This is a genomic window from Dictyobacter halimunensis (genome assembly GCF_036245075.1).
Genome location: NZ_BSRI01000001.1, coordinates 3,217,671 through 3,239,624, shown reverse-complemented (window position 1 = coordinate 3,239,624; position 21,954 = coordinate 3,217,671). Strand labels below are relative to the sequence as shown.

Sequence of the window (21,954 nt, the reverse complement as noted above, 5' to 3'; positions counted from 1 at the left end):
GAATAGGATAGACTTGCTGCGTTTATATCTATAAATGCAGAAGAATAGAGAGTATACTTTCTGTGAGTGTATCGTGATTTCGCTGGCGCAGTCATCACCTCTTCTGAGGAGCATGAAATCGCGTGTGTGAGAGGAACAGTATGGCAAGGAACGCGAACCTTCCATCATCCAGCGCGTCGTCCCCTTCTCCGGCCGCCTCCAACGGGGCTGGCCCCGTCGCCCAACAGTTAATTCAATTGCGGACTCAGCATACTCCCAACGTGAACACACAGCGTGCGGCAAAGAGCGCATCCCCAACGGCGAACGCACCGTCAGCAAGCAATGGCCATCACAAAAAAAGCCCAGTATCTCTGCCAGGCTTGTAGTTGATTTACACCTTCTCGATGAGTTTTGCTATAGCAAGGTTCATATTACTATGTGCCTCTTCAACTTTTGCGATAATATTTTTAAATTCATCTCTATCTCTGGTTACACCAATCTGACTAGATGAATTTAGACACTCTCTCATGCTAATAGAAAATTCCTTAAAATCTCCCTGTATTTCCGGAAAATACAGCTGTATAACCATGCCCAGCTTCTGAACTATTAAATAATTTGTGTTAAGAAAATCTTCATTAAATTGCCAATCTACTTGCAAATTCTCACTTGATATAATCTCTCTTCCAATTCTTGCTACATAACTTCTCAGCCCCGCTGTAACCTCATATGTCAGAATATATGCTTCTTCTATCTTCACGAGTGCCAATCTTTTTTTTTCTGCTTTATTTGTCATATGCTGTGTGAAATAAATTGCTATAAATCCACCTACAATGGTAAGAAATCCACCAAGGACCGTTGAAAGTAGACTAGCTATGGTCTGGTCTAACATTAGTCTCTAACTCCTATATGTACTGATTGAGTAAATTACTCATTCATTCTTTCATCTATGTTTAAAACGTATCTGCAATAAAAATACAAAATCACATATCTACAATGAATAAGGTTCAGGTACGTGTCTCAACAGTATAGTGCACAACCTAGCATCCTGCCGCATGTCTTGCATCTTCTCACTTCCTCGGCTTCTCCCATACCTACGTCTTGTTTCCACTTTGCTCCCTCTTCTTCCGTATCTTCTTTTATAGAGGAGATATCTTCTTTTATAGAGGAGATCGATGCACCTCTCTACACTTCCACCGGCACCCTCTCCTCTTTCCCTCCCCAGGAAGCTATTTCTTGAAAAGGCGCTGCGTGAGCGTAGAGATGAGCAGCACATCCATAAACAGTCCACAAAGGCCCTCCAGCACCGACCAACCTGCATACGGATCACTGAGCGAATAGTCTTGGCGAAAGAAGCCGCGGCCCACCATATCACTTACGCTTAAGATCAATGCATCTACCCTTCCCAATGGATGTGGCAATCCTTGCGAGAGCCACCAGTACCACGCCGCAAATCCCACCAGCACCAGTGCATACGTCAGCAAGCTGCGCCCAAAGCGATAGCCATAGCCACTCAACATCCACAGCAGCAACGAAAACAGATACGCCCTGGCCGCACTCACCCGCGACCAGATCCCCAGCTTCCTCTGCCAGATCTGCCACCAATACACTCGACGCTGCATCACCTGCGCGCGGTAGGTATTAGCTAGGATTAAATGGGTTTCTTGGATAGAGAATAGTACCTTTTTCTCCCATTTAAGCCTCTTTCTTTCTCATATTTTGTGTAGAGCACTTTTCTGTGGCATATATAAGTAGAGAGGGATAGTAGGGAGGAAAAGAAGCTCTATGCAAGAAATTCCATGGCATTATTACCCCAACGTGACTGAAAATCCCATTACCCGCGCTTTCATTGAGTCTCAAGTCAAGCGACAAAAGCGCCCAAAAACCATTGATGCCTACGCACGTAATTTAGAAGACTTGATTCGGGCATTCGCCCTCTTTGGGGACGTCAGTTTGGTCGAAGCCGGTCCAGACCTTCTGGAAAGATATATCGATAACTTGTATCATCGAGCACCGGCCAGGATCAGAAATAAGGTCACTTCCAAGCCATGTGAAAAACTTTCGCCCAATACCATTCAGCAGCGCATTGTCACAGCTCGTCTCTTCTATGATTTTTGTATCTACCATGGCTACAGACAGAATAAAGTAAATCCCCTTTCACGAGGAAGTGGGAGATATGGAAAGGCGTCACTGAAACGAGGAGTAGTTTCACGCAAGCAGCAATTACCCTGGATTCCATCTGATCAGGAGTGGGAGTATCTCATGAAGTATCTTGTTACGCATGAATCAACTCGCAATCAGCTCATGATCTTACTTGCATATGATGGAGCCTTACGTCGAGAGGAGTTGGTATCCCTGCGAGTCGATGATTTTGATTGGTCAGCTAAATTTGTGACGGTCAGGCCAGAAACCTCAAAATCTGGCTATCAACGCATTGTCACTTACTGTCAAGTCACGGCAGAAGTACTTAAACACTACTTATGGAGCGAACGAGCAAATATTCTCGCCGCCTTTGGTGGTGACAAAAATGGCCCCCTTTTCCTTTCTGAGTCAAACCGCAATGCTGGCCATCCAGTCACTCTTGGAACCTTCAATGATGTGATTGAGCGCTTAAGATCAGCTATTGGGTTGCCCTACTTGACTCCTCATACATTTCGTCATTTACGGTGTACTGTCCTCAAAAGGTGTGGGATAGATCTTGAAGATATTGCTCTTTACGCTGGTCATCAAAGTATTGCCACTACACAACTCTACATCCACTTAGCTCCATCAGAATTAAACAAGCACATTCGTGAAGCAACAGCTCTATTTGATGCGCATATGGAGCAATTAATTCGAAGCGTGGCAGCGCTATGAAGAGTCCTACATACGCTTCTCATAAGCAACACATGTGGAACATGCCTATTGTCCCCGAAGACTATGATAGAAGTCCTTTAAATCCAGAGGAGCAAGCAGCGTTAGCTTCTCTCGTACAGGCACAGTCTTTTCCAATGAAACGACAAGCAAGAAAGAACTTGCTGCGTTTACAACAACCCATCTTTGATGTAGTCGCTCTACGCACACAACACGATGCGCAGCATCATCGTGAGATTCGCAAGTTTGTGTATGAAGAAATGTTCCGCCGTGGCCGTTCATTTTGGGAATGGTCACAAGCAGAGTGGATCAACATTATTTGTCCAACACACAAGGACTTTCTCTCACGACATCGTCTCAACGGGATTCGTCCCTCGCTCATTGACATGGCTTATCTCCTTGGTGGAATGAGTAACTTGTGCCCAGTTAATATTATGCAAATGTGTATGAATACAGCTCAACGTATTTTTGGTTCAGAAGTAATTGAGCAAGCATTTCGGAGAATCACGGATGTTCTTGTTGGGTCACAAGGGCGAGGATACCGAGACGGTCCCTATCTAAGGAAGTGTAAACGAACTCTCTGCCTACTCTTTCTTCTCAATCGTAGCCCATACCTAGAAGACCTCTCTGAAGTTGTTTTTCAACAAGCAATTGCATCTACATCCACCTTAGAACTTTCCCTTTTCGCGCTCCTTCGATCTGTTTTGCATGAACTCAATCTCTTTGAGCCTTCGCAGGAGCAAGCGCTTCCCTCCTTCCAGGAACGGTATCCAGATACGAGTGAGGTCCCACAAGAATGGGTGCAGTGGTGTGTGGCATGGCTCAAACAGACACCAACGCTCCCTCTCGCTCGTCGTCGTCGCTACCTTGAAATCTTTTTTTCGGCTGGACGTTGGCTCATGGCAAATCATCATGGAATTGTTTCACCTGAACAGTGGGATGAACACATTGCTCTTGACTACGTCAATTTTGTCTGTACCTCAACTGCAGGTGAACATGCATCCCCAGCGGGAATCAAATCACTGGTAACAAAAGGGATCGTGGGCAAACCGCTTGCTCCGCGGTCTATTCACAACAAGTTATCGGCGATGAGCCGCCTCTTCCGAGACCTGCAAGATAGACCTTATGCGGTCGGTGAAGAAGCTACGCGCAAAATTACACGCCGCTTTCTTCCCCATGAAATATTCGCGACGCCGCCTTCAATAAAACGGCTCATTCAACCAGATCCTCGAGACCTGGATGAACTTACCTGGTGCAAGCTTACCTACGCTGCAGCAACATTCACAGAAGAAGATTGTGCATCTTTTCGGAGCTATCCTGTGAGTTACCATCGAGCTCTTGCCCTTCTCTGGGTAAGCTCTGCTCGGCGTGCCAATGAGATCCGGCGGTTACGGATAGGCTGTATCCGTCGAGACTGGGACCCGGAAATGCTCAATGAACATGGAGTTCCATTCCCCGTGCAAAATGCTCAGCTCTGCTATCTTCATGTACCACCTAACAAGACCAAGGGACCTTACTGGATTCCCATTCCTCAATACGTGGCGGATGCTATCGAAGTATGGGAGCAAGAGCGGCCTAAGAATCAACACATGCTCATCGATCCCAAAGATAATAGCTTGGTTGACTTTCTGTTTTGTTTTAGAGGTTCAATATTGGGTCGCGACTTTCTCAATAAATCGCTCATTCCAGCTCTCTGCAAGCGTGCAGGGATACCAGAACGCGATGCGAGAGGCGCTATTACAAGTCATCGAGGGCGGTCTACGATCGCGACCATGCTTCGGAGAAATGGGCTATCTCTCGATGATATCTCAGAGTTTCTTGGGCATGCAAAACCTGAGATGGTACGGGCGTATGCGCGAACAGATCCATTCTGGAATTGCCCCAGAAAAATGGAAACGTCAAAGGTGAAAGTTAGGTCATCACTGAGAGAGTAACCTGTTCAAACGTACACGGACTGACATACTGTAACGTGGAATGTAAGCGAACTGGATTATAGAAACATTCGAGGTATTCGAAGATGGCTGAACGGGCTTGCTGTCGGTTGTGGAACCGTGTTCGCCCCGTACACTCTTTGGCGAGGGTGGCAAAAAAGGCTTCCATGACTGCGTTATCCCAGCAATTTCCGGTTCGACTCATACTCACCTCAATATCATACTGCCTGAGCGCGTGCTGATAGCGATGCGAGGTGAACTCAGAACCCCGATCCGAGTGGTGTAAGAGCCCAACGGCTGGATGTCGTCGCGCCACCGCCATGCGCAACGCCAGTTCGACCAATGCTGCATCTTCCGTGGCTCCCATCGCCCACCCGATTACCATGCGTGAGAAAAGGTCGAGAATGACCGCCAGAAAGAGCCAGCCCTCAGCAGTCTCGACGGCCTTGGTATCCGCCACCCACTTGGTGTTGGGCTGCTCAGCCGTAAAATCACGGCTGAGGCGATTGGGAGCTCCGTGAGCCTGTGGATCACTTGTTGTCGTTGGTTTGCGTGAACGTTTCACCTGCGCGGACAAGCCGAGCTGCTGCATTAAGCGAGCTACTCGCTTGCGTGAGCAGGTCATTCCTCGTGCACGCAGGAGCGCGTGAATACGAGGACTGCCATATACCTGGCGGTGATCCAGAAAGATCTGTTGAATTTCGGCTGCTAGCTGGGCATCTTCTCGACAATGCTGACTCATCGGACGGCGTTTCCAGGCGTAATAGCCGCTCTCAGAAACGTCCAGAGCTTGGCAGAGCAGCGTCACGCAATATTCGTGGCTGTGCTCTGCGATGAACTGAAACTTCACAGCGGGCCGTGCGAAAAGATGCCGATAGCTTTTTTTAAAATGTCGCGCTCCTGCCGCAACAGGTCGTTTTCTCGCTTGAGTTGGCGTAGCTCCTCTTCTTGCGGTGTCTGGTGTCCGCTGCCTGGAAACGCCTGGGCACCGTGTTCGGTAAGTTGCTTGCACCAGTGATGCAGCGTGCTATCGGCAATGCCCAAATCTCGGGCAATTTGGATCATGGGCTTGTTGCTGGTCTGCACAAGATGCACGGCTTCCAACTTAAATTCTTTGGTATATGTTCTGGTTGTTTTGTCCATGCTCTTTTCCCTTTCGATGGAGGCTCTGTCTTCGAGTTTACATCCTCCATTTCTCTGGGACAAGACCAATTCCGATTTGGCCGTCAAATGAACAGAAGCAATGACTTAATGAGAATTGTCGAAGGTATCATCGACACACGTGCGGCGAGGGATGGGAAACCAAATGTTTTTTTCTTTCTTGGCCGAGGGAGCGATGGTCAACCACGTTTCTGTGGCAACCCTGCCTGGGAGAAATGTGCCCATCGGCTAGCATGTCTCAAATGCCCCATGTATGTTGGTGCGAGCAAAGCCGCGAGGCTTACTGAACGAATGGAAGCACGAGATGAAATTCTTAAATTTCAGACACATGTCGAAATGATTCCGCAAGAGAAGGCTGCAGTTGAAGGTGATATCGAAACGCTGAGCGAACTCATCCACGCAGACGCTGATATTCCCCCGCCGGAATTGCCACATGAAGACTTTCAATTCAACACGCAGTTACCTTGTCACCCAAATGCGCTTTTGCCAGATGAAACGCCAACAGAACTGGTAGCCCTCGGGCGCGAGCTTGCGGAACTCAATCGTGCTCTCGTCGAGGTCTCGAAGAGGACAGATGGTCGGAATGCCAGTGTTCGCTCGCTCAAGAAAAGAGTGAGCGAGATTACGAAGCAAATGGCAACACTCGATCAGGTGACTGGGCTGGCCAAGGTCCATCCAGACCAGTAGAACGTATTTCCAATGGGTTTGTGGAGGGCAAGAACAATCGAATCAAAGCCATGATGCGCCAGGCGTATGGCTATCGCAATTTTCTCAATTTGCGTCTTCGCATTCTTCTCAGTGGATCCTGATGGAAAAACTCATCAGCTCCCTTAAGGGCGGAGAGCCAATATTGTTAATAGTGTGTTCCCAAGAGGCACTGCCTTATCTGATAAATAGATTGACCAGAGTCTCATGCTCAACTCGTGGGCATTTCACTTGCTACTAGATTGTTTTCTTGCTCAAAGGGGAGCCGTGATCGAAGATGATCTTCTGCAAGCTCGCTCTTCATTTCAAATCGCGTCTCCATGCTACCTCAGTTGGCAACCAGCCCAGAAGCTCATAGCGTTTAACCTGCGGTGCTTCAGGTAAAGCCGCTACTAGTTCAGACACTGGAACTTTCTGAAATTTGAGTCGTTGCCAGTAGGTTCCTGCTTGCGTACTGAAGAGGTAGGCATACTGATAGCCTGCGCGAGTGGCTGCATCTAAGGCCCATTGGACCAGATGCATACCCCATCCTTGGCCTTGGAATGATGGACTGACAGCAACACTACGCAGCAAGGTTGCCCCATGCCCTAACTCTAGACCAACTACTCCAATAGGGGAGCCATCTGCCTTCTCCGCTAACCAGTAACGTGTGCCATCTGCAAGGATGTCATCAGCTGAGAGTTGCGTTTGTCTCAATAGAGTCTCAATTTTTAGAGTATCGATGAGATTGGCCTCGCGGATAGAAGTCTGGTCTTCTCTCATGTGTCATTTTCTCTTTCTCTCAAGGTCCACAAATCTGGGTGATGGCGAGTATTCACAAAAGTGAATTGCAAGGATACGTCAGTTAAATTCATTCTGGGTAGGAATGGAATGATGAAAAACCACATTGAAGGGTTCATTGAACATGAGATGGTTCTTCTCATACTACCCCAGCGTCAGTCTTCTGCATTTCCTCCTGTGGAAGCGTACGTAGCGTACGGACTGGAGAAAACCAGAGCCAGAGTTGGGCAAAAAGAAGACCACCAACAATGAGAAATAAGGTTGAGCGTATGCCTATTTGCCCTCCAAGCCATCCTCCCAAGAGCGCTCCAAGAGGAGTTGTTGCCCAACTTACTACTTGCATTGTGGCATTCACTCTCCCTTGCAGCGTATCTGGAGTAATCGATTGGCGAAGACTTACCTCGTGAATGTGATAGATGATGAGTGGGCACACGGTCAAAAATTGGGCACATGCTAGGATCAGAGCGACTTCGAGGAGGGAACCATGGGCCACAGGGACCAGAAATGCTCCACCAATACTCAAAAGAGGGACTGCGCACAGAGACCACCCCAGACCCCACCATTGCAGCGCGCGTTTGGCCAGCAGGGTTCCTACTAGAAAACCTCCATTGCCACACGCATAAATAATCCCGATCCACAACGAGTTGATTTTGAGGACGTCCGTCATGTAGACCAGTAACAGCGAGAGTTGCGCTCCCCAAAAGATATTCGCCACCCCATTCGCCATGGCAAGCGCACGCAAAAATGGGTTTTTGACCACAGCATCAAGTCCAACGCGAACCTGTTCCCAGAGATTTTGTCGAGAAGCCAGGGGAATGTCGTCCCCTCTTTTCCTACCAATACGCCAGATAAAGAGGGCAGAAAGAAAAAAGGAGAGGCTATCACCGATAATCGCCACGGGCGCTGTCACCAATTGAATACAAATGCCCGCAAGGCTCGGACCAGCAATCTGCGCACCCGATTGACTTACTTGAAGCGCGGTATTGGCCTCAACCAGATCCTCACGCTCAACCAGTGAAGGGAGAAACGACGTGGAAGCAATCGTAAAAATGACGCTCAGCACACCAAGGAAAAAATTCAATACATAGAGTGATTCAATTTTTAGCGCATGCAGAAGGCTCAAGAGGGGAATAAGTGCCAGGAGCATAGTCCGTCCCAGATCTGCGAGCAGCAACAGAGGACGTCGCCGTACACGATCAACCCATACTCCCACCACAAATCCAAAGAGGAGCTGAGGTATTTGCCCCAGTGCGAAAAGCAATCCCATTTGAAACGGTGTCGCATGCAATATGCTAATCGCGGTCAGAGGAAGTGCGAGCGTCGTAATTGCAGAGCCAAAAAGGGAGATAGTTCGAGCTATCCAGAGATTGAGAAAATTGCGCTGCAACCAAAGGCTTTTTCTACGAGAATACTTCATACAATGCTCATCCTTTTTGTATCTTTTACCAAAGATATGAAGACCTCAAGTCTGTCAGTGTGATGGCTTTAGGAAAGAATGCACATCAAATCAGGTGTATCAGATGTATCAGTCTTGATCTAACCTCTACTATGGGCCAATGATGCGTTCGGCGAGTGACCTTGGTTTCTTATTGCTCTGGTCCACTCGCCAGAACCGCATCCCATGCCAGTTCTGATGCCAGTATTCCTAACATTGCTCCACTGATGGGAGCGTCATCCACTTCGTTGGTGGTCACTGCATATAAAACATCGCCATCATTGATGGTCTGGAATGGCTGAATAGCACGGGCCATTGAGCTATGGACGTGTCTTCCCAATTGGCGCAGTTCTTCCGGACGCAAGCATTGATTGGTAGCAACTACTGTCAGTGTGGTATTCCCAAAGGCTGTCTTTACCCTTTCTCCACGAGCAAGTCGCTGTTCAAGCTCCTCGACGGGAGAGAGGCGGAGACCCGTCTCGGGATTATAATTGCCCCGCACAACCTGTCCTTGTCGATCAACAATGACGCCAACGGCGTTGACAACGGTAAAAACAGCAATTTTTGTTGAGCCGATCTGGCGAAAAGCCCCACCTTGCCCAGAGGATTCCTTGTGGGCGAGACTGAAGATGTTCCCGCAGGTTGCTGATCGTCCAGCTCCTCGCGCCCCCAGAGGAAACAGACCCGGACGTGCGGCAAGAAGAGCAGCTTTTCCTAGCTTGTGATCAGGATAAATGACATTGTCACGTACACTGTAATCATTGAGGATAGCCCCAGAGACCAAAGCCACATGTTTGCTAGAAATCGAAGCCTTTGTTTGGAGTGCAGAGGCGCGCTGCTCAAAGAGCGCTGCGGTCACTCCACTTGCCGCCTCAAGTCCATAGACAGAACCGCCAGCGAAACAAATAGCATGATTACGTTCATAATCACCCGACTTGACAGCCAATCCTCCACGCGCATCGATAGCTGTTGCGACTCCATCCGGGAAGTAGAAAACCGTACATCCCGTTGGTCCCTCGGCATATTCAGCTATTCCAATGTGCAAAGCAGGGAAATCAAACGGTAAGGTTGGTCCCTCAAATGAGGTTTGGGGAAAAAGTGAAAGGGAGCTATTCATCAGCATGTGCTATATCTCCTTGTCTATGCGTCAATGATGCTTATTTTTGGGTATTCACCCATCAAAAGAGATAATAGTCCATTCTTGCAAGAAAAGCGATACGATGGACCTGATATGGCTCTTCTTTATCCTTCACTGGCTTCTCATTTTGGTCTAAAAAATGAGAATAGTATATGTTCACAACGGGTTGAGCAGGTTTCCAATCCCTTTCCGAATATACGATGAACAGCATTTCCTAACGTTTCCTTAGATGTAGAGCGATTTCTTCGATGGTGTAGAGGTATGCTAATCACTCTTCCCCCGTTTGATCACTCTTCACTTTTACTACCAGCAAGAGCTGGTGAACGACATTTTTAATCTATTAGAGCGTGGATGAACTGGCGGGTTTATGATCTTTCTGACAACACCTTCGAAAATAGCAGCTAATCCTACCTAATAGGCAAAGCGCTCGGCTTCTTCTTTAAGTCCTTGAGCCTCTAATGCCGTCGCCAGTTGTCGATAGGTTCGTGTAGCAGTACGATACCTATTGATCCGAAACTGTGTTTCTCGTATTCTATATTTTTCTTTTCTATTTGCTTCAACTTCTTCTGTAAACAGCTTTATGTGAGACCAATCGATATGGGCTAGAAATATATCATTCCAACCAATAGCATTAGCAAATGATGGGCCAACACCTTTACTATCAGCAAATTGTGTGTCTCTAAAATAAGCACCTTCCAACCTTGCATCTTCAAAAGTAGATCCTTTCATCTGAGCTCCCTCAAAGGCTGACCCTCCCAATTGCGCTTGCCTAAATTTAGCACCTTCCAGTTGTGCCCTCCAAAAATTAGCTTTTTCTAACTGTGCACCCCAAAAATTTACTTTTTCTAATTGCGCCCGTATAAAATTAATATCTTCCAAGTGAGCATTTCGGAATGAAGCATCTTCCAGGTGAGCTCTCTCAAAATTAACCCCCTCCAAGTGTGCCCCTGCAAAATTTGCTCTTTTTAATTGGGCGTAGCAAAATTTGACACCTTCTAGATGCGTATCGTAAAATTTACCTTGTTCAAAACTTGTATATTGGAAACTCGTTTTTTTCAACTGTGCCTGTATAAAACTTGCGTCTTCCAGAAATGCATTTTTAAACTCTGTATCTTCCAAAAATGCATCACGAAAATGAGCACTTTCCAAATGAGCCCCTTCAAAGTTGGCACCTCTCAGCTGAGCATGTATAAACTTTGCTCTTTCCAGTTTTGCATTTTTAAAGTTGGCTCTTTCTAACTGTGCCCCTTCAAAATTAGCCTTCTCGAGTCGCGCTCCCTCAAAATCAGCTCCATATAAAGGCAAGGAAAAAAATCGCGTCCCCTGCAACAAAGCTCCTTCAAAATGTAATTGATACCGATTTATTCGTCTTAAATTATTTCCTGTCTTTTGTATTTGATAATTCACTATCCACTTGACATCTAAACTATATAATCTAATTTCTTTGAATGGAAATATCCCATGTTCCTTATCAGGTCGAATTTTTAGCCGTTGTAACAAAAATTGCTGGCGATCCTGATCAATTTCTACCTCCTCCCCCAAAGATTGCCCTTTCTTCTCTTGGGATATAACCCATCGAGATTGCTCCATCTTTTCTATAAGCTGTGGTGGCAAAGTTGGCAATGCTTCCTGCCCTCTATTGATTCCCATAGGAAGCCAGAGACCACTCTCAGCCTGTCTCCAACGCTCATTCAATGGTTAAGCTCCTTCTCAAGTTGTAACTTTCTACCAATGTGAACACCTCAGGTAGTTTGTCAATGGTTGTATGGAGTGTCAGTGTCTGGTTGATTGGTCGATAGAACCGATATCGTGCATGTGTTGAAGAGTCCAATCCTCTGAAAGAAGCACGTTACAATCTTTTTACTATATCGGCGTTGGCATCCTCAAACAACGCCATGTCACACCTGTACTTCGCTAGACAACGAGCCAGCTAATATTACTTTTTCCTCACCGCCAGGCTGGTGAGCTATCAACAACATCATATTCACTCAACAGCCAGCAGTAACCGCCCTCTTGGGCTGCACACACAATATCTTGACACGTCGGCAATTGTGCCGTCTCCCCACAACCGCTCAAGAAAGGCACATTATAACTCCAAAAGAACCGATGCACTCATCACGACTTTAGAACTTTGGTCAAGCAATAAAGTCGACAAACACCGTGTGATTCGTCAATACAGCTAACTCTGCACAAAGGAGATACACCCACCAGTTTCTCCAATCAATACCACAATAAATTATTGTAAATCATTGAGTTTTTTGATAAGCGCTACCTGCGTCGTACTCTTATTCACTTCGTTTAAATGTTCACACGCGCTATTCGCAATGAAGAACCGTTGTATTCGATCAAGGCGGTTATGGCACGCCGCTGTTTGATCCGAGGCGCTGCTATAGAATTTGAAGAGAACACCCGTAGCTATCTGTACCACACCTCCCGCAAGCGCAGTAATCAGTGGGGCAAGGTACGACGCATTCCCTGGCAGCCGGAGCGTAAAGAGAATGACAGCCGCAATAAAAAAGGCAATTACAACGCCTTCACCTACGAGCGCCCAGGAGAAGCTCTGACGTGATTGGTTAAGCGTATTGAGGTAGTAGCTATTTCCCATTTCCAAATTGGGCGAGACAATCGTCGCCAAGTTTGAGGGATCAGCTTGAGCGATCTTTTCAATTGCAGAGGTAGGATCAGCAATTACCCCACCTCCCAACGCCCACCCACGGCTTTCACGGAAATTTCCTCCAACAACAGTGACACCTTTGGGCACACCAAGAGGATGATATTCCAAGTTCACGTCTCTTTTATCAAGCCAAGAGTCCGCATAAGTCAAAGCCAGCGAGATCACCGCTGGATGCTCCTGTAATTGAAAGATTATTTCACTCGCTGCTCGTTTGGTCTCCATCTGCGGAGTGGCTGTATATAAGGAAATAGTTGCCTGTGATAGAAGTGTCCCTTCACACTGACAGCGAGCGGTACCGGCCTCTTCATTGATCTCGATATTGCGGAAAAAGGCGCGGTCATCTTCCAAGGAGATATCGACAAGAGGAAGGTAATTATTTGAAACCTGTAAAGCTTTTTCGTAGAGATACCATGCCTGGCCGTCAATAGGCCTGGGAAAATAGGGGGCACTGGTACCGGACGCGATAAGTGACTCCTGAGTCTCTTGGATCTCCGGCCAGAGATTACCACCGAAGTTCCAGCAGGGCAAGAGATGGTCGGCTAATCCCTGCATTGAGTGTCCCCGCATATGGTCGCTAAAGCTCACATTGACGACCTCGTAAGAGATCTCCCAATTGTGCAAGCTTAGTTTTTTGAGCTTTTCTTCTTCAGTATGGGAGGCTTGCCCCTCTGGGGAAATGCGCCGAGTTGTTACATCATTGAGGAACTGTATAAAATCCGCCGCGCCCATTTTCTCTCGAAAAAAGAGATAGGAGGGATAGAGTACCTGCTCTGGCACCCCTGGTTCAGCGCGGAAAATAGTAGCTCGCAGGCGCTTTAAGAACCACTCTCCCTTGTGCTTGATGCAAATGAAGCGAACATCAAGATTTTTTTCTTCCAGTAGTGCTGGGAGTAAGTCCTTCCAGTCCATGGTCGCACCAACTTTCTTTGTAGTTTGTGTTTTTGTGCTATTTCCCTGCTTGTTCGCAGGTTGTCGAGGAGGTGATACTCGTGCCCTGTAATTAGAGTCAGGCAATGTAAACCCATATCAACATATCTGTCTTAAGGCTACACTTCAGGGATAAATCATCATCTATGATATACTCATCAAAACTATTTTCCACAACATCGCTTGAATTTTTTTCCACTTCCACAGAAGCAGAGCTTATTCCTATCTCTTCCTTTCATCTGTGGTGTAGATGGAACATGCGAAGTATGCTGTGCTCCCTTCGGCTGATAAGGATATTCCCGTACAGTACTAGCATGCTTCGTCAGATTGGTCAGCAAGCCCGTATCCTGCTGGATATCCCTAGCTTCTTTTTGCATTTCCTCTGTCCAATTACGTGCATCGAAATACATCGCATCCTCAGAACGATGCTCTGTGCGTATGGGTGTTGCTTCTGTTGCAATGCCAACAATATCAAGCGCTTCTGGATACATCAATTTCGTGATTAGGCAACAATCTTCCAGAACGTATCGCCGCCCTTCACGGTAATCCTCGTAAGATACTCCAGACAGATGAGGGAGCAGGAGGAACACATAGTGAGGATCTCCTAGGCACGAGGGTTGCACAACCACTGTTCGTCTTTGGGTAGATGAGGTGGTTTCCAGCATAGTCAAAAGGACCTGTGCCAGCATCCGTCGCCGAGTACGTGGTTCGCGAACAAGAAAGCGCATAGTTTGTTCGGAAAACTCAATGCCGGGATGGGATGTATAATACTGAGTACCAGACAGTATATGTGTGTTAAATTGCTCAATAAGTCCATCCCAGAGATAGCTTACGCTATCGGCCCGTACCTGCGACCTACGCTGCGGGCTTGAAAGATATTCTTCCCACATTCCCTCCTGAATACAGAGTCCATCCATATCAGCAGGTACAATAAAGTCATGCTCACCGCCACTATTGATATCTTTGCGGTAAAATGCAAGAAGCTCCTCCTCTCCGGTCACGAAGATCGCCTTGCCACTTGTCATGAAACGCTCTTTTTTCGTTAAGTAACTCACAAAATCAGTGACTGTATCGAGTGTGCTCATGATAATTTCCAAAGAGGTATCATCAAAGACATGGATATATCCCTTTGCTGGGTCGATCTGCCCAATAGTAAACGGTTTGCCATCTTTTGCCACGTGAGCAGACCCTACGACGGTCGTATCCATCATGAGGCTGCCGCTTCCTCCGCCAAAGAATCTTTTACACGCATTAGAAGCACCATGAGCAACAACGATACGGTGGAAGGTAGCAGTTGTAGGATCGGGAAGCGGGAAAGGAAAACGCTGGGTACAAGCTGGATCTAGAAAGAGCCGTTGCGGGTGAGCTTTGATCCATCGTTCACCACCCCATATCTGTTCTGCTGATTTACGGACAGCACGCTTGAACCATCGTTGCCAGTTGACCTGCTCATCATCTCCGCCAGGATAATCACAGTCCTTATCAGAAAAGATAATAATATGGTCTTGGAATATCACAAGGAGATCACAAACCTCCTTGCCAATTTTTGCTGTTGGACAATCCAGTTGATCACGGTAGACGCCAGAGTAGCTCCAGAGTGATAAAAATGAGCGATCACAGAGCCGTTTTAGGAAGCTCTCAGAAGCATTAACGCCCTCACGTCGCAGGATGGGAGCCTGGATGTTCGTTGTGTCCAAATCCTTTGTACCTTTCTTACGGCTTTACCACTCATCAACCTGGCGCTGATCGTAACAGAACATTTGCTATAAATCAAGCATGGGGAGCATAATTTGGAAAAAAATTGTATTCTAAGCCCTGTTCCTCGGGTATATCACTCCTCACCTACACGCAATAGATCATCCCACAGTGTAGTGCACCGCTGGGACCGCCAAGCCTGTTTCATAAACTATTCGCACTGGATTCCTTGCACGCAAAAAAGAAATCCTATTGAATGTTTTGATGAGAACTCAAATCCGTGAGCCAGATGCCTGCTCTTTTGTACTGGCCTACAAACACGCACAGGCACGATCAAAACCATCCTTCTTCACCTTCCGTAACGCTGCTCTGGAACCCATCACTCTCGTGAACTCGCACACAATATCCATCTCTTACATGCAACCCTTTCCATCTGCTATACTCATCCTGCTGCGCAATACGAGCAGACAGCACCCATTCCGAGCGTGTAGCTGTCCTGTTAATGCGCCTAATGCTTTGACAATATGATAAACCACAGCGGACCAATCACTGACATTCTACTCTCCCCATACCGCTTTCACCCCATCTTTTCCCACACACTGGTCAAAATCAATACTATATTTTGACACCGGAACGCGGTGGATGTGCCACCGCAGGATCAGCTGGTGGAGGATCGAGTCGCGTCTGATAGAGCACGCCTGATTCAATAGCCTGCTGCATTTCATCATAGATCTCCAGAATTACCCGCCTGGTGCGATATTCGTTGCATTGTTTCTCCTCTTTCTCCTTCCATATCCGGAAAGTATCCATGATGTAACCCACATCATCTCGCTGGATGCCATAAAAATAGAAGTAGGCAGCATCAAGCTCACATCGAAGCAAAAAACGGCGCGCTTCATCCCATTGAAATGGAGAACCATCATAGCCACAATCTTTGGCAAAAGCTTCGAGATCCCGTCGAACTTTCTCATCAAAACCCAACGTGCCTAAAAATTCATCTATAGCATGAGCATCATTTTCGGCAATTTCAGCGCTTTTAGCTCAGAAGCAGAGGCAATAGATAGTGATTCCAACACCGCTCGTGTAATGTTTTGAGTCAGCATAAACGGGTCCAGCATGGACTTCTACTCACTTATGCAGATAATAGAGATCATAACGTGTAAAGAAGCATATACATTATATATTATAAACGAGCAATCTACCTAAAAATAGGCATGGCAGCAAAATTGGGTTAGAAGGAAAATTGTATATACTTGGCCTGGCTGGTACATAAAACGCCTCAGGATAAAGATACCCACACAATTTCAGCTCATCAGCAGACAAGAACCTATATGTATCCACTTCTGAACACGCATCTTGCAATAGCCTTCCGGCGCCACCCCCCTCTGCCACACCACACAAAAAAAGCACGCCCACCTGTGGGTGATAGAGCGTGCTTCGCGGTTATTCGGGTATTGAATGCATATCCCTCTGGGGGCATAGCAGAAAATCATCGTAAAAACAACCTTTTTTGTTGGAAAAACCGGAAGTACGTGCGTTTAACAGAGAGGGGTCTGCGCGGTCGGTCTCTGATACCACGCCCGCAGCCCCGTTCTTGTCCTGAGAGCAAAAGGGGAGTATGAAACACCATGCAACAGCCACCAAACGTCCCGCCGCCCTACACGCCCAGACCTATGCCGCACCAACGCCTGCTAGCCTGGTACCGACGCCGCAACCTGTTCGGCAAACTGGGCATTGGGTGTGTCGGACTGATCGTCATCCTATCGATGTGTACTTGTTCCATCGCTATGGCCAATCCGAGCGCGTCACAGCAGAGCGCCAGCACCGCGCCCACGACCCAGGCGAAGGCCCAGCCGACGCACGCGCCCGTCAAGCCAACGGCCACCCCGACGCCGGCACCAACGCCGACGCCCACACCGACACCGAAGCCGAGGCCCACACCCATCCCGCCGACGCCCACTCCGGTGCCACCCGCGCCGACCCAGGCGCCCGCTCCACCCCCGATGCAGACTGGGGTCAACGGCAACCCCTGGGGGTACAACTTCAACTCGGGCCGCGATATCTACGATCCTAACCCCGACTTCTGCTCGTACTTCAACTGCATCAAGTCTTTCTGGACCTCCACCAACGGCTACGTGGTGGAGTGTAACGACGGGGAGTACTCGCACAGCGGGGGCCGCTCGGGCGCCTGCTCGCGCAACGGCGGGGTGGAAGCCACCCTGCTCGAACCCTAGCCAACCCGTCCCGGGGGAGACCGTTCCCCCGGGACCAGCCCTTCAACGAACACGAAAAGGAATCCCATGTACCAGCACCACAACGCGACCGACCTTTCGCCGAGAGAGCGAGCCATCAAGAAGCTGACCGTAGGCCTTCTGGGCCTGCTGGTCATCCTGGCCATCTGCGCCTGCGGCGCGGCCTCCAAGTCCACGGGCCCCTCCGGGCCCGCCAGGACCCAGAATGGGGCCACACCCACCACCACCGCGACGCCCAAACCCGTCCAGAAGCTCAACGTGGTGGTGAGCAGCCAGGTGATCAAAAACGTCGAGGGAAAGTATCGATATTTCTTCGACGTGCGCAACCACGATGCCAAAGACTTCAACGGCAGCGTGCGCATCGAACTGTATAATAATAAGCAGCAGAGCGCCCTGGGCCAGGAAACCTTCGATACGCAGAGTGCCATGCCCACCAACCGGGGAACCTCGGTGTACTTCGACATCCACACCGGCCCGCCATCCGTCGCCGGGGAGTACGGGGTCACCCACTACAAGTACGCGGTGATCGTCGGCGACCAGGAGGTCAATACCGGCTCCGGCAAAATCGAGGACGCCATCACCCAGTAGTCTGTGCAGGGGGGCCTCTCGCGGAACGCCCCCTGCACCCTTGATTTTTGGACCACGATCAGCTCTACTTGAGAGGTACGCTTTTTTGAGTGGCGCAGAACGGCCACTCTTTTTTTGTGCCTCCTTCACTCCTCTCTCGCTCCAACAGCACTCCTCCTCTGCTCCCACGCTCACTCCAGCAGCACACACCTCCTCCTCTGCTCCCACTCCACACCTACAGCACCGCAAATATGTCGTCGCGTCGTCACATTTCCTGCACAAAATGACGCTATGCGCTTCTCATTCCCACACACCATCATCGGCATCGCTGAGCATCGAGCAATGGTTCTCCTCAACTGGTTCTGGTAGTGGGGCCAGCCCTGAATACAACAACGCGCGGTCGCTCGTTTCACTCATGTTTTCGCTCTTGGGTGCTCTAAGGATACAGAGGCTCAGATGGATACATGAGGGCTTCAGTGTGCTGCTTCCTCTCGTCACGCTCACCACCACACACAGCACAACAATACCGCGTCCCTATGTGGCTCCGCAGACGCTCTACCCATACCTCCCACTCGACATCCTGCGGGCAGGCAGTGGCGCAAAGCAGATGGCCACAGGCCAACCGTCGTTCCACCACCAACCCACACGGCCCATGCACCACCCGCACATCGGTGAGGACGCGCCTCTGGTACCGACGACCTGCATTTCCCTTCCCTTTCCCCTGGCTCATCCTACTGCCCACCATTCCTCTCCTTCTCACACACCTCTGCTCTTTCCCGTATGATCCCATCAGCATAGAATCCTGTCAATATCCTTCTCCACATCCCGCTCTTCGATCGCACGGTCACCACACGCATGCTGTCAACTGCATCATGCTCAACACTCTGACATCACACAGAGGTCGCCGCACCCATCATATTTCCGAGGCGTGAGGAACTAGGAGGCAGCATCTGGCGCGTTCCTGCATCTCACGGCACGAAACGGCACGAAACGGCATCTTGAGCTCATTTCTTCCCCTCTTCTTCACCACACAACACAGCAATGCGCCACAAGTCGTAAAGAGTCGTGGCGAGGCGTCGGGATGCCAAAAAGACAAAAGCAGGTGACACCGGTGGAAGTAGTAAACACTGTGTTCACCTACTCATCCTCTCTCTACCGGGGAGATCATCAAAAGCGGAAACCACTCACCCACTCTTGTGAGAACACGTCGCCGGAGCAGGCGTCACCAGACGGCCACAAGGCAGATCAACGGCGGCCACACGGCAGATCATAGGTACCTCTTCGGCAATCATTCGGCAGCCATCTGGAGATCTTTTGGGGGTCATCTGGAGATCAGAGAGCGGCTCTGTCACTACAGTTACACTTATTGGGAGCGAGAGTGAGATAGCCCTCCCGTTTAGCACAACAAATTAGAGCGTGGTCAGGTGAGCTTGGATGTGGCTGGCCATCTGTTCCAGATAGTCGATTGTCAAACGATCAGTCACGCCCAACCAGTGCTTGTAGTGGCGTCCATGGAAACTGCGTTGCGCAACCCAGCAGCGCGTCCGTTTTCCGCGTTTGGTATCGCGGTACGCGGTAAAGCGGCCGGATTGCCCGACGAAGCGGAACGAGGTAAGCGTTGCTAACCAATCGAACCATGCTCTTGACGCGGGGTCCAGGTTTAACTCTCCTTCCAGGGAACTCACAATTACGTAGGTATTTTGTGCACTGTATTCGATCAGTGGGGGCATACAAGACCGGGCACGTTGCTCTGCTTCAATGAGTGGACGTGTGAGCGATCGTGGTGGAGGAACACCCATTGGCTCACTTTCAATCTGTTGCTCCAGGCTAACCAGAGACGCTGGGGAGAGATGAGACGTCCCCGCCAGTTGCTGGACACAGGTTTCCAGGTTTGAGAGCCTACTCTCGATTGTGCGTTCACGCTCCTGAAGCAGCGCCAGCGTGAGGTGTGCTACTTGCTCAGATAACTGAGCAATTCTGGTTTCCAAGAGGGACAATTTCTGGGCAAGAGGCCCTTCTTCCTGCGGTATGGAAGGAGCGGGTGTGGCCTCTTCTTTCGGTGGTATCCCAACCGATGTGTCTTGGTACGCGAGAAAATCATCCTGCTGAGCGGGGAGTGCGCGACCATGCGCAGCAGCCAGGTGCTCAACGTGTTGAAGCGTTAAACACTTGATGCGAGCATCTCTCGGATGGGTGACAAGTTCCAGGGGATCTTGCTTGAGCCACTGGCGCAATGTTTTGGGATGAATCCCAAGCAGACGGGCACAGTCTGCTAAAGGAAGCATGGACATAATCAACCTCCTGGTGTGGGAGCACAAGATAGCGAACAGAAGAATTTTTAGTGTCTGGGAATAATCCCAGACGTCCGGGAAATGTGTGGAATATCTGCCAAACCTCTTGGAGAGAGAAGACACGATCGCGCGCAGCAACGTCAGTGGGAACGTTATCCTACATCCCGATGGTATTTGGCATGGAAGTACCTGGCTCGACTTTGGTGGCATCGGCGCCATCGAGACCAGTGCAGGACCCGTTTCATGTTGCGAGGTATGGGCCATATCAGTCGCCCAAGAAGATGACGCACTTCAGGAATTGTGACGGGAATTAAGGGGAAGGCATGCGATGATGCTGGTGGGAGGACAGCAGAGAGCATCTGCGTTTTTTCCGTTGCCACAATGCCAGCCAAGTAGGCTGCCGCGAGCATCACAAGCGTAATATGCCGGTACCATCCAAGGAAACAGCGAACTTCATAGTGGTCCAGGCCCATATCTTTTCCATTTTCAAAATCTTCTTCAATGCGCCATCGGCAACCGATAGCGGCAACCATCGTAGAGAGGGGGGTGAAAGGGGAGGCAAAGACAACGTAATAGCATTTCTCTAGCGGATCGGCAATACTGCGACGAATAAGTAAAAAGTGGCAGCCATCATCCTCCCATCGGTGGAGAAGAGGAACGACAGCCCAATCGAAAAGCCTTGGGCCTTTGGTGCCTTCACACATTGAGATTCTCTGCCACTGTATCTGGTCCGGGATACGTGTCTCAATGAGACACGCCTCGATACGAGCTCTCCCCTCATGGGTCTGGAAAGCCACTGGCTCGGTACAGGCAACGGCCATGACGTAGTGATAGTGATGATGTTCAAGCCAGTTTCGTAAATCAACGTTGCTCCCATAGACCGTATCGGCCACAACCCAATCGATGGGAATGCCCGCGTGTTGAATACGCTCGATCATCTGGGCTGCCAATTCTGGTTTGGTCTGGAAACGAACCTCGGCAGGAATATGGGCTGAGCGTCTACGATCCGCATTCTCACACCAATCTAAGGGCAGGTATAACTCCCGATCAATGAGTGCATGGCCCTTTGTTGTGATGTACGAGAGGAATACCCCAATTTGACAGTTCTCAATCTGACCAGTGGTCCCACAATATTGCCAGCCGACACCAGCTGATTTGCGCCCACGCTTGGGAAAACTTGTCTCGTCGATAGCCAGAACAGCATGCTCATGACCAAGATGTTCAATCACATAGGAACGTACATCGTCGCGTACACCATGGGTATCCCAGACTGCCTGTGAGAGCAAGCGTTGCATACCATGTGGGTGCTCCTCTCCAGCAAATTCAGCCAATTGCCATCCGTTTTTACGCGCCGTCTCACTCAAGATTCCTTGCAGGTACGAGAGGACACGACGGCGTGGTTCCAAACGGGCAAAACGTGTCGCGATGCGTTCATGCAATAGAAAAAGAGCTTGTGCCCATCGGCAGATATCAGTGGAGGTCGTTTTGCTTCCAGACAGCATGGTATACGGGTCTTGCATCATGAACTTCTCCTTCCATAGAGGTTGTATTTCATCTCTAGTGTCTCAC

The 21,954-nt window shown here is 49.1% G+C and carries 17 protein-coding genes and 2 pseudogenes; 6 read left to right on the top strand and 13 right to left on the bottom strand.

Annotated features, from left to right (window positions below):
* Positions 1-370: 370 nt before the first annotated feature.
* Both AABA21_RS13295 and AABA21_RS13290 read right to left on the bottom strand, forming a co-directional pair.
* Positions 371-868, bottom strand: a complete 498-nt coding sequence (locus tag AABA21_RS13295; protein ID WP_338250704.1) for a hypothetical protein — start codon at positions 866-868, stop codon at positions 371-373.
* Positions 869-1,205: 337 nt separating this feature from the next.
* Positions 1,206-1,598 (bottom strand): hypothetical protein, encoded by a 393-nt coding sequence (locus tag AABA21_RS13290; protein ID WP_338250703.1) that lies wholly within the window; start codon positions 1,596-1,598, stop codon positions 1,206-1,208.
* Positions 1,599-1,761: 163 nt separating this feature from the next.
* Here AABA21_RS13290 and AABA21_RS13285 point away from each other — a divergent pair, with 163 nt between their 5' ends.
* Both AABA21_RS13285 and AABA21_RS13280 read left to right on the top strand, forming a co-directional pair.
* Entirely contained in the window at positions 1,762-2,832 is a 1,071-nt protein-coding gene (locus tag AABA21_RS13285; protein WP_338250701.1) for a tyrosine-type recombinase/integrase, read from the top strand.
* 41 nt (positions 2,833-2,873) lie between these two features.
* Positions 2,874-4,763: a tyrosine-type recombinase/integrase gene (locus tag AABA21_RS13280; RefSeq protein ID WP_338250699.1), complete on the top strand. Its 1,890-nt coding sequence runs from the start codon at positions 2,874-2,876 to the stop codon at positions 4,761-4,763.
* Here AABA21_RS13280 and AABA21_RS13275 read toward each other — a convergent pair.
* A pseudogene (locus tag AABA21_RS13275) lies at positions 4,741-5,921 on the bottom strand (IS3 family transposase). The gene AABA21_RS13280 and the pseudogene AABA21_RS13275 overlap by 23 nt on opposite strands.
* Positions 5,922-6,212: 291 nt before the next feature.
* On the opposite strand from AABA21_RS13275, the gene AABA21_RS13270 reads away from it, so the two are divergent.
* Both AABA21_RS13270 and AABA21_RS39380 read left to right on the top strand, forming a co-directional pair.
* Positions 6,213-6,608 (top strand): hypothetical protein, encoded by a 396-nt coding sequence (locus AABA21_RS13270; RefSeq protein ID WP_338250697.1) that lies wholly within the window; start codon positions 6,213-6,215, stop codon positions 6,606-6,608.
* A gap of 2 nt (positions 6,609-6,610) precedes the next feature.
* Positions 6,611-6,730, top strand: a pseudogene (locus tag AABA21_RS39380) (transposase); the annotation flags it as partial.
* A gap of 196 nt (positions 6,731-6,926) precedes the next feature.
* Here AABA21_RS39380 and AABA21_RS13265 read toward each other — a convergent pair.
* The 8 genes from AABA21_RS13265 to AABA21_RS13235 form a co-directional block, all read right to left on the bottom strand.
* The gene (locus tag AABA21_RS13265) at positions 6,927-7,388 is read right to left on the bottom strand and encodes a GNAT family N-acetyltransferase (RefSeq protein ID WP_338250694.1); all 462 of its coding nucleotides are present in this window, start codon (positions 7,386-7,388) and stop codon (positions 6,927-6,929) included.
* A gap of 157 nt (positions 7,389-7,545) precedes the next feature.
* On the bottom strand, positions 7,546-8,823 hold the full coding sequence (locus AABA21_RS13260; protein ID WP_338250692.1) for an MFS transporter: 1,278 nt from the start codon (positions 8,821-8,823) through the stop codon (positions 7,546-7,548).
* A gap of 169 nt (positions 8,824-8,992) precedes the next feature.
* Positions 8,993-9,964, bottom strand: coding sequence for a P1 family peptidase (locus AABA21_RS13255; RefSeq protein WP_338250689.1), 972 nt, complete (start codon positions 9,962-9,964; stop codon positions 8,993-8,995).
* Between the two features lie 426 nt (positions 9,965-10,390).
* Positions 10,391-11,674, bottom strand: a complete 1,284-nt coding sequence (locus tag AABA21_RS13250) for a pentapeptide repeat-containing protein (protein WP_338250687.1) — start codon at positions 11,672-11,674, stop codon at positions 10,391-10,393.
* 541 nt (positions 11,675-12,215) lie between these two features.
* On the bottom strand, positions 12,216-13,562 hold the full coding sequence (locus AABA21_RS13245; RefSeq protein ID WP_338250684.1) for a TRADD-N-associated membrane domain-containing protein: 1,347 nt from the start codon (positions 13,560-13,562) through the stop codon (positions 12,216-12,218).
* Positions 13,563-13,744: 182 nt separating this feature from the next.
* Positions 13,745-15,277: an SEC-C metal-binding domain-containing protein gene (locus AABA21_RS13240; RefSeq protein ID WP_338250682.1), complete on the bottom strand. Its 1,533-nt coding sequence runs from the start codon at positions 15,275-15,277 to the stop codon at positions 13,745-13,747.
* A gap of 134 nt (positions 15,278-15,411) precedes the next feature.
* Entirely contained in the window at positions 15,412-15,483 is a 72-nt protein-coding gene (locus tag AABA21_RS39375; protein WP_420917154.1) for a DUF4113 domain-containing protein, read from the bottom strand.
* Between the two features lie 407 nt (positions 15,484-15,890).
* A complete protein-coding gene (locus AABA21_RS13235; protein ID WP_338250680.1) occupies positions 15,891-16,256 on the bottom strand; it encodes a hypothetical protein in 366 nt (121 codons plus the stop codon).
* A 647-nt stretch (positions 16,257-16,903) separates the two neighbouring features.
* Between AABA21_RS13235 and AABA21_RS13230 the strand changes: the two genes are divergently transcribed.
* The gene (locus AABA21_RS13230; protein ID WP_338250678.1) at positions 16,904-17,509 is read left to right on the top strand and encodes a hypothetical protein; all 606 of its coding nucleotides are present in this window, start codon (positions 16,904-16,906) and stop codon (positions 17,507-17,509) included.
* A gap of 66 nt (positions 17,510-17,575) precedes the next feature.
* The gene (locus AABA21_RS13225; RefSeq protein WP_338250676.1) at positions 17,576-18,115 is read left to right on the top strand and encodes a hypothetical protein; all 540 of its coding nucleotides are present in this window, start codon (positions 17,576-17,578) and stop codon (positions 18,113-18,115) included.
* Positions 18,116-19,503: 1,388 nt separating this feature from the next.
* On the opposite strand, the gene AABA21_RS13220 is transcribed toward AABA21_RS13225, so the two are convergent.
* Entirely contained in the window at positions 19,504-20,385 is an 882-nt protein-coding gene (locus AABA21_RS13220; RefSeq protein WP_338250673.1) for a hypothetical protein, read from the bottom strand.
* A 152-nt stretch (positions 20,386-20,537) separates the two neighbouring features.
* Positions 20,538-21,887 carry an IS701 family transposase gene (locus AABA21_RS13215; protein ID WP_420917153.1) on the bottom strand — a complete coding sequence of 450 codons (1,350 nt, stop codon included), beginning with the start codon at positions 21,885-21,887 and terminating at the stop codon, positions 20,538-20,540.
* Positions 21,888-21,954: the final 67 nt, after the last annotated feature.

Coding starts and splice junctions, on each gene's coding strand:
- AABA21_RS13290 (WP_338250703.1), bottom strand. CDS start 1,598: ATGCAGCGTCGAGTGTATTGGTGGCAGATCTGGCAGAGGAAGCTGGGG.
- AABA21_RS13285 (WP_338250701.1), top strand. CDS start 1,762: ATGCAAGAAATTCCATGGCATTATTACCCCAACGTGACTGAAAATCCC.
- AABA21_RS13295 (WP_338250704.1), bottom strand. CDS start 868: ATGTTAGACCAGACCATAGCTAGTCTACTTTCAACGGTCCTTGGTGGA.
- AABA21_RS13230 (WP_338250678.1), top strand. CDS start 16,904: ATGCAACAGCCACCAAACGTCCCGCCGCCCTACACGCCCAGACCTATG.
- AABA21_RS13280 (WP_338250699.1), top strand. CDS start 2,874: ATGCCTATTGTCCCCGAAGACTATGATAGAAGTCCTTTAAATCCAGAG.
- AABA21_RS13215 (WP_420917153.1), bottom strand. CDS start 21,887: ATGCTGTCTGGAAGCAAAACGACCTCCACTGATATCTGCCGATGGGCA.
- AABA21_RS13255 (WP_338250689.1), bottom strand. CDS start 9,964: ATGCTGATGAATAGCTCCCTTTCACTTTTTCCCCAAACCTCATTTGAG.
- AABA21_RS13265 (WP_338250694.1), bottom strand. CDS start 7,388: ATGAGAGAAGACCAGACTTCTATCCGCGAGGCCAATCTCATCGATACT.
- AABA21_RS13245 (WP_338250684.1), bottom strand. CDS start 13,562: ATGGACTGGAAGGACTTACTCCCAGCACTACTGGAAGAAAAAAATCTT.
- AABA21_RS13225 (WP_338250676.1), top strand. CDS start 17,576: ATGTACCAGCACCACAACGCGACCGACCTTTCGCCGAGAGAGCGAGCC.
- AABA21_RS13270 (WP_338250697.1), top strand. CDS start 6,213: ATGGAAGCACGAGATGAAATTCTTAAATTTCAGACACATGTCGAAATG.
- AABA21_RS13220 (WP_338250673.1), bottom strand. CDS start 20,385: ATGTCCATGCTTCCTTTAGCAGACTGTGCCCGTCTGCTTGGGATTCAT.
- AABA21_RS13260 (WP_338250692.1), bottom strand. CDS start 8,823: ATGAAGTATTCTCGTAGAAAAAGCCTTTGGTTGCAGCGCAATTTTCTC.